Here is a 14,836-nt window from a genome sequence, read left to right as displayed (position 1 = left end):
TAAACCGCGTCCAGAGCGAGATGCTCACTTTCGAGTGAGTTCGACGTTTGGTGCATCCACGACCCTTAGCGGGGACGCGGTTTAAGCCGCGCTGATCTCCAGCAGAACCTCGTTCGGATTCACCGCGTCGCCCTTGCTGACGAAGATCCCGGTCACGGTTCCGCCGATCGGCGCCTGGATCTCGGTCTCCATCTTCATCGCCTCGGTGACCAAGACCGACTGACCGGCTGTCACCGTATCGCCCTCCTTGACCAGGACATCGACGATGTTGCCCGGCATGGAGGTGGTCACATGACCGGGCTGGGTCGGCTTCGGCCGTTTGCCCGTGATGGCCTTCTTCACGGCACCTTCCGCGCCACCCGTCAGGACGACCTCGTCCAGGGTCTCGACAAGCACCTCTTCCGGGATACCGTCAATGTCGAGATAGAAGTGGCGCTCGGCGAGTCCCTTGTGACCCGCGCCCGTCACCTTGACGTGGTAGGTCTCGCCATGCACGGCGATATTGAACTCGGTCGGCGCGGCTTGCGCACCGGCGGCACTCGGCGGCGGCTCGAGCGGCTCGGGATGAAGCGTTCCGGCAGCACGGTGCTCGAGAAAGGCCCGACCGATCTCGGGGAACATGGCATAGGTCAGCGTGTCCTCCTCCGAGGTCGCCACCGTCCCGATCTCATCGACGAGACGCTTGAGCTCCGGTTTCAGGAGGTCCGCAGGTCGACACTCGACGAGCTCCTCGTTGCCGATCGCCTGCTGCTGCAGGGTCGGATTGACGGTTCCCGGCGCGCGCCCGTAACGGCCCTGAAGGTAGAGCTTCACCTCGTTGGTGATGGTCTGGTAGCGCTTCTCGGTCAGGACGTTCAGCACCGCCTGGGTGCCGACGATCTGCGAGGTCGGCGTGACCAGCGGCGGATAACCCAGATCCTCGCGCACGCGCGGGATCTCCGCGAGCACCGCACTCATCCGGTCCAGTGCGCTCTGCTCCTTCAACTGGTTGGCCAGGTTGGAGATCATGCCGCCCGGCACCTGATTGACCTGCACCCGGGTGTCCACACCCGTGTAGTCGCTCTCGAACTGGTGATACTTCTTGCGCACCTGATAGAAATACATGCCGACCTCCTGGATCGCTTCCAGATCCAGGCCGGTGTCGTACGGGGTGCCCCGAAGTGCGGCGACCATGCTCTCGGTGGGCGGATGGGAGGTTCCGCCGGCCATGGACGAGATGGCGGTATCGATGGTGTCGCAGCCGTTCTCGATCGCCTTGAGATGACACATGTCCGCCAGGCCCGAAGTGGCATGCGAATGCAGATGCAGCGGCAGATCGACGCTGTCCTTCAGTGCCTTGACCAGGTCGGCGGCGACAAAGGGCGTCAGCAAACCGGCCATGTCTTTGATGGCGATGGAGTCGCACCCCATCGCGGCCAGATCCTTGCCCATGCGCACGAAGCCGGGCACGTCGTGGACCGGGCTGACCGTATAACAGATCGTGCCCTGCGCGTGCTTGCCGGCGGCCTTGGTCGCCTCGATCGCGGTCTTGAGATTCCGCAGATCGTTCAATGCATCGAAGATGCGGAAGACATCCATGCCGTTCGCGGCCGAGCGCTTGACGAAGGCGCGTACGACGTCGTCCGAGTAGTGCCGGTAGCCGAGGAGGTTTTGGCCCCGCAGCAGCATCTGCAAGCGGGTGTTCGGCAGCGCCTCGCGGAGCTTGCGCAGACGCTCCCAGGGATCCTCTTTCAGAAAGCGTACGCAGGCGTCGAAGGTCGCGCCGCCCCAGCATTCCAGCGACCAATAGCCGATCGCATCCAGCTTCGGACAGATCGGCAGCATGTCCTCGGTGCGCATACGCGTGGCGATGAGAGATTGATGGGCATCGCGCAGAATGACATCGGTGATGTTGATCTTGGGCATGGTCTAGGTCTCGTCAATCGAGGCAATCAGTGGAGTGGGCAATGGAGACCCGTCAGGCCAAGCGTCGCGGAAAATCCGGCGCGAGTAAGGAATGCGCCTGCTCGCCCTCGGGTGTATGGAAGCGCAGCGCGCCTGTGTTGTCGCACAGCCAGACCTCCAGGGCGCCGGCCTCGAAATACAGCGCGCGCTTGATCGCCAGCTCCCCATCGGTATTGCTGCCTGAGAGCACCTCGACACAGATCTCCGGCGCCAGGCGTTGATCCGCCAGCAAGTCCGCTTCCTTGTCCTTCGAATACCAGACGACATCCGGTGTCTTGGTACCCAGACGGGTGTCGATTGCAAACTCCGGCGCGGCACGCCCTCTCGGGAGACACTGGCGCAACCGCCATTCGATCTCGCCTTGCCAGATGGCATGGATGCGTTTGTGCGGCGACATGACGATCTGCCCGTATTCGTTCGTCTCGATCTTGTACGGCAAATCCTTGAGCGCGGGATCCGCGACGATCTCTGACCATTGCATGATGTCGGAGCTCTCGGGTTTGGATGAGGTTCGGGACGGGCCCGGACTAGAGACCCGCATGCGCCGCGACGGCGGCGGCGAGGGCGGCGGCGATGTCTTCGCGGCGGCGCTTGGTCGAGTAGTTCAGAAGCTCCGGGTGTGCCTCCAGGAATCCGGTATTGAAGTGTCCGGAGCGAAAATCCGGATGGCGCAGGATCTCTTGATAAAAGGGGATGGTGGTCTTCACGCCATAGAGCCCCATGTCGCGCAGCGCCCGGTGACCGCGGTTGACCACGTCGTCCCAGTTGAGCGCCCAGACGATGACCTTGGCCAGCATCGAATCATAGTGCGGCGGGACGGTATAGCCGGTATAGATGGCCCCGTCGGTGCGCACGCCCGGACCGCCGGGGGCGTAGTAGCGCGAGATACGCCCGAAGCTGGGCAGGAAGTTGTTTTTCGGGTCTTCGGCGTTGACGCGAAACTGAATGGCGTATCCGCGCCGGCCGATCTCATGCTGCTTGAAGCGCAGCGGCAGACCTGCCGCGATACGGATCTGCTCCTCGACCAGATCCACGCCCGTGATGGTCTCGGTGATCGTGTGCTCGACCTGGATGCGGGTGTTCATCTCCATGAAGTAGAAGCGCCCGTCGTCGTCCAGCAGGAACTCGACGGTGCCCGCATTGGTGTAACCCACGGCCCGCGCCGCGAGCACCGCCAGCCCGTTCACATACTGGCGCTGCGCCTCGTCGAGCTGGGGCGAGGGCGCGATCTCGATCAGCTTCTGGTTGCGGCGCTGGATGGAGCAGTCGCGCTCGAAGAGGTGCACGCAGTTGCCGTGGTGATCGCCTAGGACCTGCACCTCGATGTGCCGCGGATTGACGACACAGCGCTCGAGAAAGACCTCGGCGCGCCCGAATGCCTTGGTGGCCTCCGAGATGACGCGCTCGAAGTTATGCCGCAGTGCTTGGGGATCGTCGCAACGGCGGATCCCGCGCCCACCGCCGCCCGAGGTCGCCTTGAGCATCACCGGATAGCCGATCTCCTCGGCACAGCGCAGCGCGGCATCCAGGTTTTCGAGATTTCCGGGGCTGCCGGGCGTGACCGGGACACCGGCCCTCTGCATCGCCATCCGCGCCTCGGTCTTGTCGCCCATGCGGGCGATCACCTCGGCGGTCGGACCGATGAAGGTCAGACCACGTCGAACGCAGGCGCGCGCAATCTCCGGATTCTCGGACAGAAAGCCGTAGCCGGGATGGACCGCGTCACAACCGGTGGCGACGGCAAGATTCACGATGTTGTGGACGTTGAGATAGCCGGCCAGCGGGTCGCTACCCAAGCAGTAGGCCTCGTCGGCCTTCTTCACATGGAGCGAATGACGATCGGCGTCCGAATAAATGGCCGCCGAGCGAATGCCCATCTCGGCACAGGCGCGAATCACACGCACCGCGATCTCGCCGCGATTGGCGATCAGGATCTTTCGAAGCATCGGTTTGCCTCTGGAGCGGCCGGCAAAGCGGCCAAGGAAACGGGGCGAGATCGGCTCGCGTCTATGCTGCTGCGCAGCAATATAACGAATACGAGGGATTCTGCAAGGGATTCTATGAGGGGATCAAGCAGGCTTGGGCTTCTGTCATGTCGTGGCGCGCGTGCTGAATCGAGGCCCGACCCGAACCGCATCTCCAGCAGACGACGATGGATCGTTTGATCGCGCTCCCCGTCAGCAACGAGACGCGAGGTACCGAAACCCCGGCTAAGGCGATTTCCGGGAATGATCATCCCGGCCGTGCGTGTTGCCAATGCTTACCGGGCGACTAAAGTCCCCCTACATGTTGGTCGATGCTTTCCCGGAAATCACCTAAGACCCCGGCCAAAAGCCATCGTCCAGCAGCTGGTGAATCGAGTAGGGACAATCGTTCGGGAATGTCGCCTCGGGCAAGCCGGTTTCGGCGAGCGCGTTGCGACGGGCAAGCGGGTAAGCCTTGCCGATGAGCGCCGGCAGGGCCGGGCGAAGGCTCGGACTGTCTTCGAGGATCTCGGCAGCCGCCGCGCGGGCATTGTTGACCGAGAGCCGCCAACTCGGGCCACGCAACCCGGGCTGAAACTGCCATCTCAGAAGGTGCGTCATCCTGCACAATGGGTTGCGGTCTGGACATCGCTTGGCCCCGGATCATCATGGTGACGCCACCGAGTATGGCTCGCCCCCATCCAGACCGTCAAACCACCAAATACGCAGAAAAAATTCTCTAAACCGCGCCAACTGAGAGCTTTCAAAGCTGCCGTGAGGTCGCATCCCTGCGAAAACCGCGCGGATCACACGGGGCGCGGTTTAGAGCCGGCGAGGATCCGATAAGCCTCCGCCAGCGCCTCGTCCCCGCCCACATTGCCCGGAAAGATCACCACCGGCAGATCCGGATAGCGCGGATGATCCTCCGGACAGCGCACCACCGAGCAGCCGGCAAGGATCTGCCCAAGCACACGGGCGGTACGCAGTGCCAGACCGCGACTGAGGGTATCGTTGGAGGTGATGCCGCCCTTGCTGATCAGGAAGCCGATCTCCTGCGGCAGATTCCGAACGATCTTGACCAGAAAACCGCAGACCCGCTCGCCGAAGGCGAGCCGCTCCGCCGTGCTCGGGAACTGCCGCTCGCCTCGGCTGGTAAAGAGGACGACACCGCGACCCTCCTGTTGCGCGGTCTCGAGCCGGCCGAGGAGATCCGTCAGCAGGGCATCCTCGTCGGCGATCAGGCGATCCAGGTCGATCTCGACCGGGATGACGTCCGTGTGATCGATCAGATGCCGAAGCTGTCGGGTCGACTTCTCGACATGCGATCCCATCAACACCACGCCCGGCCGCCCGTCTCGGACATAGGTCGACATGGCCGCCGGGGCGACCGGCTGGGGCGGCAGTGCGGCGAGCGCAGTGAGCAGGCTCGCCGCACTGCGAAACAGGAAGCGCTTGCCCTCGCCCGTCGCCGCCAAGACCTGCCGGGCGAAGCTGTCGAGATCCGACTGACGCTCGGCGTCCACCACGCCGCAGAGGTTCCCGGTCAAGTCGCGCAGCCGTGGACCCGAGTCGCCGCGCACATCCTCCAGCGTGAAGCGCTCGACGGCCTGCGCCGCGATGCGCCCGCCGGTCTTCTCCTCCACATAATCGGGCAGAAAGGCGTGGCTGAACCCGAACACCGAGTCACGCGCAAACTCGGTCTCGTTCACAGGGACCGGCACCCCGTCGACCATCAAGTAGTGGACGCCATCGCGCGTGATCCGCCCGCCCTCGAAGAAGGCCGGTACCAGGAAGTGGGCATCGAAGGGGCCGAGCTCCTCGGCGATCACATCGGTCTCGACCGGATAATGGCCGCGCAGGGTGGAATCGGAGCGGCTGACGATCAAAGGTTGGATCCCCCGCCCCTCCTCCGTGAGCCGATCCATCGCCGCACGCAGGTTCACGCAGATCTCGCGCGTCACCCGCGTCGCCTCCGCGGCGTCCATACCGCGGGTGTTGCTCAGGACGAAGAAGAGCGGCGAGACATCGTCGAACGCCTCGATCAGGGTCTGTGGATCCCAGCGCGTCAGCAGCAGACAGCCGTGGACGGTTTGGGACCCGGTCGGGTCGTCGTCGATGACGATGATCTTGGTGTTTGGGGTGTTGGTCATGAGGGTCATCTCCGCCCGACGCATGTTGGGGTTTTTGGCGCACGCGCGTAGCGTGCGCCGATTACTGCGCATTTCCCGTCAGGCGGCGCTGTCGAGTGCGGGTCGCACCGCCGTGATCAGGTCGCGGGCGCGCCGGTCGAGCGTCTCGGCGGTGATGCCGTTGAAGGCCATGATCTCGGCCGGGCTCGCCGTTGTCTCCCCGCGCTGCCAGCCGAACAGATCGCGCACGGCGGCGCGGCTGCGCAGCAGCACCGGTTCCAGGGCAACCGTCCCGCCGCCGCTCACGCCGATCAGTGCATCGCCGTCGAACAGCGTCCCGAAGTGCGCATCGGACATGAAGCGGTCGTCCGGCTCGGCCGAATGGCGCCAGGCTGCGTCACCCGGACGATAGAGCCGACGCGGATTCACCACCGCCACGATCCGCACCCGATAGCCCGCAGTCTCCAAGGTCTCCTTGGCGGCGAAGACCGGCAGCGCAACCATGTCCCCGGTCACCGCGAAGACCACGGTCCCGGCCGGACCCTGTCCGGTATCGGCCAAACAGACGGCACCCTGCTCGATCGCCTCGCGCGCCTGCTCCGGGGTCGAATAGACCGGCAGCGCCGACTTGGAGGCGATGATGCTGATGCACTTGTTGAACTGCTCGGTCGCCCAGCCATAGGCGGCCTGCATCTGATTGGCGTCCGCCGGATACAGCAGATAGACGTTGCCGTTGCGCATCTGGCCGCCGATGTAGTTCTCGATCTCGGGGCGCTGATGGGTCCAGCCGTTGCGGCCCTGCTCCAAGGCGCCGGCGGTGAACATCGACACGACCGCCGGGGTCTTGCGACGCAGCTCAGCCATCGCCTGACCCACGGTCTGCACGATCGGCCAGCCGTTGATGGCAAAACTCTCGTAGGACAGCCAGAGCGAACGCCCGCCGAACAGGGCCAGACCCGCAGCGAATCCGGCGCAGGCGTCCTCGCTCAGCGGCTCGTAGACCTGACCGGTCGGGGACTGGTTGTAGAGACCGTCCTCGGTCGGATGGCGGATCTTCAGGGCCTCGTTGATCGCCTTCATGTTCGACGCCTCGTTGCCGTCGGCGTTGGTCACCACGAACAGCGGATCGCGCCGACCCAGCTCGGCCACCATCTCGGCCATGGCACTCGCCGGCACGGCCTTCTCGCCGACCGCGAAGGCGCGGGTCGGCAAGGTCCCGATGTCGCTCGGCACCCGCTCGGACTCGGTCACCGCCGTCTCGCCGGCCGGGCCGCCGCCGGCGCGCTGCATGTTGGTCCGCACCAAGGCCCAGGCTTCGGGTGCCAGCGCGCCGCGCTCCAGCGCAGCGGCGATGCTCGGCTTGGTCGCATTGTCGCCCGGATACAGATTGTGCGACTTCGCACCCGTGGCATGCACACCCGCGCCCTTGAGCTGCTTGACGATGACGCAGGTCATGGTGCCGCCGAGCGCGGAGGTTTCCGCCTCCTGCATGCCTTCGAGCACCGCGCGGGTGAAGGCCGAACGGGCGGCGTCGCCGAAGAGCGTGCTGTCGACATAGTCGCCCACCTGCCCGGCATCGTCGTCATCCTTCGCATCGATCAGGAGCACCCGCCCGAAGTCGTGCGCACGCCAGTAGGCCAGCATCCGCGCGTTGTCCATGTCGCTGATGCCCATCGCATCCAGCGAGCCGTCCAAGAACATGGCGCTGTAGAAGCCGGGGGCATGGTGACCGACCTCGGTCAGGATGTTGGTGTGACCCAGCATCACCAGCGCCGCATAGGCATCGGCGGAGCTGGCGAAGCCGCCCGGATGTCCGGACTCCTTCGAGGCACAGAGCTGCAGCGTTGTATAGCGCAGGGCATCGGCCATCAGCCGGGTCTGATAGACCGCAGCGTCGTCGATCTCCTCGATCCGATGGGCGCCCTCCGGGATCGCCGAGCGTGCGCCGAGGCGCTCGAAGTCGGACGGCAGGTTGGCGAAGTGCAGCACGCCGTTGCAGAAGTCGGGTGTCGTCGTCGGGGCGAGCGTCGTCGCAGATGCGGTCATGGTGTCTCTCCTCGTTTTTCGTCGTTTCTGGTTGGTCGTCGCGTCGGCCGGGATCACAGATGCGCCGCGGCGTTGGATGCAAACTAGAAACGAGGGAGATATTCCGCAATAGGTAATCTATTTCACAATACGGAATATTTTTCGCGAGCGAAAAATATTATATTTAAATCAATAACTAAAACTAAAAACTCTTGAGATGACCCTATCGATATTTGATTTCACAATGCAAAATATTGGGGATTGCGATGACTCGGCCCTCCTTCGAAGCCTGGACGAAGCGCCGATTCCGCCGATGACTGCAAGCCCCGTCGCTCCATGCGGGGGGCCTTGCTCGTCACTCCGGTCATCGTGGCACGTGGCGCAGAGCGCCACGGGGCATGCGTGACACCGCAGAGCGGATGTCACGAGCGACTGATGTTTTGGGTGGCCGGCCTGACGTACGAGCGATGCCATACGAGGTAACATCCGAAACGCGTTTCGTAGAAGTCAGGGCGCGTCGAGCTGGGCTTGGACGCGGCTCAACTCACGACCTCGGAGCGATGCGTTTTCGGAAAAAAGAATTCAAAATATCTAAACCGCGTCACCGACGGAGGTCGCAGGATGCGACGACATCAACCCCAACCCCTAACCAACACATGTTGCACATGACGCGGTTTCCATGAACGGGATCTTCTTCGGCATTGTCCTCATCGGCTTTCTCGCCACGGCTTGGCGTGAGCTGACCCTACCCGTGGTCGAGGGCGCACAGACGCCCATGGCGGTGCTGTCGAGCGAGATGCTGGCGGCGGCAAGCGGTGCAGTGGAGTTGGCCATCGGCCTGGTCGGGGTGATGACGCTCTTTCTCGGACTGATGAAGGTCGCGGAGGCCGGCGGGATGCTCGTCGTCATCGCACGCCTGATCCGCCCGCTGATGACGCGACTCTTTCCGGAGGTCCCGCCCGACCATCCGGCGATGGGCGCCATGATCCTGAACATGTCGGCCAACGCGCTCGGGCTGGGCAACGCCGCGACACCTTTCGGCATCCGCGCGATGCAGGAGCTCGATAAGCTCAATACGCGGCCCGGCACCGCGACCAACTCGATGGCGCTCTTCCTCGCCATCAACACCTCGGGCGTGACCCTGCTGCCGACCGGCGTGATCGCGCTGCGTGCCGCCGCGGGGTCGAGCGATCCGGCCGGGATCCTGCCGACGACCCTCTTCGCGACCTTGTGCGCCACCATCGCCGCCATTCTCGCGGCCCGCGTCTATCAGCGCTTCTCACCGCTCGGACCGCCCGAGGCAAGCGGGCCGATCACGGCGACGGCTCCGATCGAGAACACCCCGGCCAGCACCGATCAGCCCGCCGATCTCCCCGCTGGCCTACCGGCCGACTCCGGCGCCTACCCGGTGTGGATCTCGATCCTGGCCCTGGGCGGCGTGGTCGCGCTCATCCCGGCCGCGATCCTCTGGGGCGACCGCGTCTCGCCCTGGATCGTGCCCTCGCTGATGCTGGGATTCCTGCTGTTCGGCGTGATGCGCGGCGTGCGCGTCTACGAGGTGTTCGTCGAGGGTGCCCAAGAGGGCTTTCAGGTCGCACTGCGGATCATTCCCTATCTGGTCGCCATCCTGGTCGCGGTTGCCATGTTCCGCGCCAGCGGTGCAATGGACGTGCTGATCAACCTGCTCGGCGGTTTCACCTCGCGCGTCGGCCTGCCCGCCGAGGCCCTGCCGATGGCCCTGCTCCGCCCGCTGTCGGGCTCCGGTGCCTACGGTGTCATGGCCTCCATCATCAACGACCCCGCCATTGGCCCGGACAGCTATGTCGGCTATCTGGTCTCGACCCTACAGGGCTCGACCGAAACCACCTTCTACGTGCTCGCGGTCTATTTCGGCGCCGTGCGAATCCGGCGGATTCGCCATACGCTGGCCGCGGCGCTTACGGCCGATCTGGTTGCGGTCATTGCGGCTGTCGCTGCCTGTTGGTTTCTTTTCGCGGGGTTCTGACGGCCGCTGAAGCCCCCCTGACAACCATGGATGTCACTCCGGCATCTCTATCCCAACTCATCCAACCCATCCAGAAACGCTGCGACCTGCTCTCGGACCAGGCTCAGCGTGGTCTCGAAGCGCAGGGCCACCAGTCGCTCGCGCTCCCAGTCCAGCTCGAACGAGTAGGCGTTGCGGAATACATGACGAAAGCCGCGAAAATCCTGCAAGAGACGGTACAGCTCATCATCGATCACCGCCGGCCGGTAGCCCTCGACGTTCAGCTTCATGCGGCGGAGCAGGTCGGCATGCCACGTGTCCGTGCCGATGTCGTTCTCGAAAAACGCCGCGATGCGCCGAAACATGTTCTCGCAGCCGCTGTAAAAATTGTGCAGTAAGTAACCGATGGCGCCTCGGTCGTAGACGGAGACCTCGGCCGGCTCCAGATCAAGCTTTACGCGGACCGTGTCGAAGACCCGTGCCAACTCGTCGAGCTTGGCCAGCTCGTCTTCGATGTCGGCCCGCAGCAGTGCGATGTTATACGGCATAGATCACCCTGCCCCGATCGATGGCTTTGTCAACAAAACGGGCGTCGTCGGACTCGGTGTGGAGGTCGATCGGCCGCCCGAGTGTCTCTTCCAGCTCGCGGCGCAACGCCCAGTAGTCGGCGGGGTCCGTTCCCAACACAACCAAGTCGATGTCCGAGCGCGGGTGCGCCCGACCTTCGACCAATGAGCCGAACGCGATGACTCGCGTCGCGTGATAGCGGCGAAAGATGGCGGCACCCTCGCGTGCGACCTGATCCAATAGGCGTTCGGACAGACTCGCGGACTCCTGCCTCTGCTCGGCCCATCGCGCCTTGAGTCGACTGTAGTCGAAGGGGCATGCGGTCGATGTCTTGCCTCGTGATCCGCGAGACGATGATGGCGGTTGCGGATGTGCCATGTGCGTTCGGAGAGTGTCGGTGTAAGCGATGTGTCTGGTGGAGCCATGTCGGGTCTCAACGGGACACGGATAGCTTAGCAGCTGGTGCATACATCGACCGACCTTGCCCATTCGCGCCGAACGGTCGACCGGCAACCCCGCGGCTCCGGCCCGCGAGCATGCGGTTGGCTCGCTCCGGCGCGAGCGGAACGGATCTGCGCGACCTCCCGTCGACGTCGCAATCGCAGATCCTTATCCCGATCATCGCACGGGCCGAGCGATCGAGACCCTGTTTTGCCTCGCCGTCTTCCTTCGCAGTCGCCCGAACCAGCGCCAAGGCGCCCAGACGAAGGCACCGAGCGCAATCAGGAGGGACAACACCCAATCGGGAACTTTGAGGAACAGACGCGCAAGCAAGTGAATGACGTCGCCTTTGTAGGCCATCTTGCTGCCGCGGGCGGTGAACTTCGCAAACTTCAGCGCACCGACCTTGTCGAGGACCTGTAGGCCGCCTTTGCCGTAGGTCGCGGCCACCTTGATGCTGTCGACTCCCAGATCACCCGCACGCTGAGCGGTTCGCATGAAGCTGTTGCCGCCGATGCGATAGAGGGTCGCACTTTGGTCGCCGAAGGTGTCGGCAAGCTTGGCCATGCGCCGCAGCGATGCCGCGTCCGTGGTCTTGCTCAGCAGGTTTAGCCCCCCGCGGGTCTTGGCGAGCCGATAGACATCGTTGAAGAGATCGGTGACCGCGTCGAGCTTCTTGGTCTGCTTGACCGTCTTGGCGCCTTTAATGATGGCCTTGCCGAGCCAGGGCGGGAGTTTGCCGAGCTTGCGTGCGGTCTTGAGGATCATGATGCCGCCCTTCGCCGTCGTGCTCGCCGCCACGGTCGGGGCCGCGGCCCCGGCGGTGCCGACGGTTGCGACACCGCTCGCGAGCTGTGCGGCCGTGGCGACCAAGCCGATGGACGCGAGCGCCGTGATCACCTCGTCGACGTCCTCGCCCTGAACGAAGTTGGTCGCCTGGTTGGCAAGATCGCGGATGTCCCCGATGACGAAGAGGTCGGTCACGACACTCGCCGCTTGGCCGACAGTCTCGTCGCTGGTGCCCTTGATCAGACCCTCGGACACCTTGCCGGCCTGATAGCTCAGGCTGCCGCGCACCGATTCGATCTCGGCATGCAGCGCTTGAGCGGCCGGATTCTGGTTGACATAGTCGTACGCCATGAAGAAGTCGAGATAGTCGGCCGCATCGGCGTAGCGCTCCTCGGCCACCATCGCCCGCGTCTCGGGGACGGGATCGAGACGGCTCAAGGCCAGGACGCTCAGTTGCGCCTGTTGCCAAAGCACGCCTGCGGCGATGGCGGCCAGGACCAGGAGGATAAGCTTGACGGGGAGTTTGAAGAGCAACATGGGTGTCGTCCTTGGATCATCGAAAGGGCGCGCGCACGGCTCGCGCTTCGCGTGAAAAAATTTCCTTCATTCGATCGATGAGAATCGTCTATCTGTGCTCATTTCGCAACCTCTCGGCAAGCTGCACGGGCAGAGCAATTGGCCCATTCATTGACCCACATCTCGGGAATATGGGTAAAGGCATTTTGCCACGACCAGCGGCGTGTCGGTTCGTCGCGTGCGCCGCAGGGTCTACAATCCCGGGATGCTCATTCGCCGTTCAGACCCATGCCATGACCCGGAAGATCCTGCCCATCGGTATCCAGACCTTTCGCGAGATCCGCGACGGTGACCACTACTATGTCGACAAGACCGACTTTGCTCGGCGTCTGATCGGCGAGGGCAAATATTACTTCCTGTCGCGCCCGCGTCGCTTCGGCAAATCTCTCTTTCTCGACACGCTGGGCGAGCTGTTCGCGGGCACCGAGCCCTTGTTTCGCGGCCTTCACATTCATGAGCACTGGGATTGGGCGACGCGCTATCCGGTCATCCGAATAAGCTTCGGCGGCGGGGTGATCCGGACGCGCAGGGAGCTTGATCGGCGTATCTTGGCACTTCTGCAGAAGAACCGCCGGGCTCTGGATCTGAGCTGTTCGGACGAGACCGACATCGTCGGCTGTTTCGCCGAGTTACTCGAAGCCGCGCATACAACGAGGGGCCAACGCGTTGTCGTCTTGGTCGACGAATACGACACACCCATTCTCGACAATCTCGGGCACCCGGAGGTCGCCCGCGAGCTTCGCGACGGGCTGCGCAACCTCTACTCCGTGATCAAGGACGCCGACGCCCACATCCGCTTCGCCTTGCTGACCGGGGTCAGCAAATTCAGCAAGGTCAGCCTCTTCTCGGGGCTCAATAATCTGAACGACATCACGTTGGATCGCGCCTATTCGGCCATCTGCGGCTATACCGAGGCGGACCTGGACCGTGTCTTCGCCCCGGAGCTCGAGGGATTGGATCGCGAGCGGATCCGGCTCTGGTACAACGGCTATAACTGGACCGGCGAGGCCGTCTACAATCCCTTCGATCTTTTGCTGCTGTTTCAAAAGCGCCAGTTCCGCCCCTGGTGGTTCGAGACCGGCACCCCGACCTTTCTCGTCGACCTGCTCACCGAGCGCGAGACCTGGCTCCCCCGGCTCGGCCACCTGGAGACCGACGCCACACTGCTCTGCGCCTTCGAGGTCGACCACATCGCGACCGAGGCGCTGCTCTTCCAGAGCGGTTATCTCACCATCGAGCGCGAGGAGGAGATCAGCGGCACCTATTTCTATCAACTGCGCTACCCCAATCGCGAGGTCTACCAAAGCCTCAACGGCGCCTTGCTGACCGCATGGACACCGCCCGACCAGACCGAGGTCCAACACCGCAAATCACTCCATCGCCTGCTGCTGGCCAATGACTTTACCGGACTGGAGCGGCTCTTCACGGCCTTCTTCGCGAGCATCCCCAACGATTGGTATCGCAACAACCCGATCGCCCGCTACGAGGGCTATTACGCGAGCGTCTTCTACGCCTATTTCGCCGCACTCGGATTGGATCTGACCCCGGAGGAAAGCAGTCACGCCGGCCGGCTGGATCTGGCCCTGCGCTTCAACGAGCAGATCTATCTGTTCGAGTTCAAGGTCGTCGAATTGGAGCCCGAGGGCCGGGCCTTGCAGCAGATCAAGGACCGCGGCTACGCGGACAAGTACCGCGCCGACGGCCGACCCATCCATCTGATCGGCGTGGAGTTCAGTCGCGAGCGCCGACAGGTGGTCGGCTTCGCGGTCGAGACCCTGAGCTGTGAGCTGAGCCGATGATGTCCGAACCCGCCATCGCACCGCACATCCAGGTCATCGATCGAGCCGCCGCCCTGCTCGACGCCATCGCCCGTTATTCCGAACCCGTGAGTCTCAAGATCCTGGCCGCCGAGACCGGGCTGCATGCCTCGACCGCGCATCGGATCCTGGCCTCGCTGATCCAGAACCGGTTCGTCGAGAAGGCGACTCCGAACCGGATGATCCACGTGCAGCAACTGGTAGGCTCCCGTGCCCCTCTGCACGTCACCGCGGTCGGCAAGCTAGGGTATGCCCTGGACAACGAGGAGGCCGAGCTCGCTGTCGGCTGTATCGGCGTCCTGCTGTACGACAGCACCGGGAACGTGAGCGCCGGGCTGTCGGTCTCCGCCCCGATCGAGCGCCGCCGGCTCGAGTGGACCGCCGATCTCGTCGAGGCCGCCGAGCGTATCTCCGCGCAGCTCGGGCATCAGCCACCGCGCCCGTAAACCGACCCGGCTTGATCGGTCCGCCGATCGCACGCGACGCAGGCGCCTGCAGGTTCGCCCCGGTCCGCCACCCGAATCACAGCCGGTCGAGCCGCGCCGACGCAACTCGGGGCTCACGCTTTTCGTAACTTAGCCGCAACTCCTCCGACCCGCA

Annotated in this window: 12 protein-coding genes; 3 read left to right on the top strand and 9 right to left on the bottom strand. The window is 64.0% G+C overall.

The window, feature by feature from the left end; translation table 11 throughout:
* Positions 1–81: 81 nt before the first annotated feature.
* The 6 genes from oadA to KFB96_RS23160 all read right to left on the bottom strand — a co-directional run bounded on the left by oadA (position 82) and on the right by KFB96_RS23160 (position 8,083).
* Positions 82–1,905, bottom strand: a complete 1,824-nt coding sequence (oadA, locus tag KFB96_RS23185; RefSeq protein WP_213456386.1) for a sodium-extruding oxaloacetate decarboxylase subunit alpha — start codon at positions 1,903–1,905, stop codon at positions 82–84.
* Between the two features lie 52 nt (positions 1,906–1,957).
* Complete coding sequence (locus KFB96_RS23180) at positions 1,958–2,425, bottom strand: Uma2 family endonuclease (protein ID WP_213456388.1); 468 nt, start codon at positions 2,423–2,425, stop codon at positions 1,958–1,960.
* A 46-nt stretch (positions 2,426–2,471) separates the two neighbouring features.
* Positions 2,472–3,890 (bottom strand): acetyl-CoA carboxylase biotin carboxylase subunit, encoded by a 1,419-nt coding sequence (locus KFB96_RS23175; RefSeq protein ID WP_213456390.1) that lies wholly within the window; start codon positions 3,888–3,890, stop codon positions 2,472–2,474.
* 369 nt (positions 3,891–4,259) lie between these two features.
* Positions 4,260–4,529 (bottom strand): DUF29 domain-containing protein, encoded by a 270-nt coding sequence (locus KFB96_RS23170; RefSeq protein ID WP_213456392.1) that lies wholly within the window; start codon positions 4,527–4,529, stop codon positions 4,260–4,262.
* 185 nt (positions 4,530–4,714) lie between these two features.
* The gene (locus tag KFB96_RS23165; RefSeq protein WP_213456394.1) at positions 4,715–6,058 is read right to left on the bottom strand and encodes a four-carbon acid sugar kinase family protein; all 1,344 of its coding nucleotides are present in this window, start codon (positions 6,056–6,058) and stop codon (positions 4,715–4,717) included.
* 78 nt (positions 6,059–6,136) lie between these two features.
* Complete coding sequence (locus KFB96_RS23160; RefSeq protein WP_213456396.1) at positions 6,137–8,083, bottom strand: phosphoketolase; 1,947 nt, start codon at positions 8,081–8,083, stop codon at positions 6,137–6,139.
* Between the two features lie 658 nt (positions 8,084–8,741).
* Here KFB96_RS23160 and KFB96_RS23155 point away from each other — a divergent pair.
* Complete coding sequence (locus KFB96_RS23155; protein ID WP_213456397.1) at positions 8,742–10,067, top strand: nucleoside recognition domain-containing protein; 1,326 nt, start codon at positions 8,742–8,744, stop codon at positions 10,065–10,067.
* 47 nt (positions 10,068–10,114) lie between these two features.
* Here KFB96_RS23155 and KFB96_RS23150 read toward each other — a convergent pair whose 3' ends face one another.
* From KFB96_RS23150 to KFB96_RS23140, 3 genes are all read right to left on the bottom strand, one after another.
* A complete protein-coding gene (locus tag KFB96_RS23150; RefSeq protein WP_213456399.1) occupies positions 10,115–10,594 on the bottom strand; it encodes an antitoxin in 480 nt (159 codons plus the stop codon).
* Positions 10,584–10,991: a nucleotidyltransferase family protein gene (locus tag KFB96_RS23145; protein WP_213456401.1), complete on the bottom strand. Its 408-nt coding sequence runs from the start codon at positions 10,989–10,991 to the stop codon at positions 10,584–10,586. The genes KFB96_RS23150 and KFB96_RS23145 overlap by 11 nt, the downstream gene beginning before the upstream one ends.
* A 240-nt stretch (positions 10,992–11,231) precedes the next feature.
* Positions 11,232–12,380 (bottom strand): hypothetical protein, encoded by a 1,149-nt coding sequence (locus KFB96_RS23140; RefSeq protein WP_213456403.1) that lies wholly within the window; start codon positions 12,378–12,380, stop codon positions 11,232–11,234.
* Between the two features lie 272 nt (positions 12,381–12,652).
* Here KFB96_RS23140 and KFB96_RS23135 point away from each other — a divergent pair, with 272 nt between their 5' ends.
* Complete coding sequence (locus tag KFB96_RS23135; protein ID WP_213456405.1) at positions 12,653–14,218, top strand: AAA family ATPase; 1,566 nt, start codon at positions 12,653–12,655, stop codon at positions 14,216–14,218.
* Positions 14,218–14,682, top strand: coding sequence for a helix-turn-helix domain-containing protein (locus KFB96_RS23130; RefSeq protein ID WP_300970844.1), 465 nt, complete (start codon positions 14,218–14,220; stop codon positions 14,680–14,682). The genes KFB96_RS23135 and KFB96_RS23130 overlap by 1 nt, the downstream gene beginning before the upstream one ends.
* The last annotated feature ends 154 nt before the right edge of the window (positions 14,683–14,836 follow it).

Origin of the sequence: Thiocapsa sp. (assembly GCF_018399035.1) — a bacterium.
GTDB lineage: Bacteria > Pseudomonadota > Gammaproteobacteria > Chromatiales > Chromatiaceae > Thiocapsa.
This window is presented reverse-complemented; position numbering and strand designations above follow the sequence as displayed.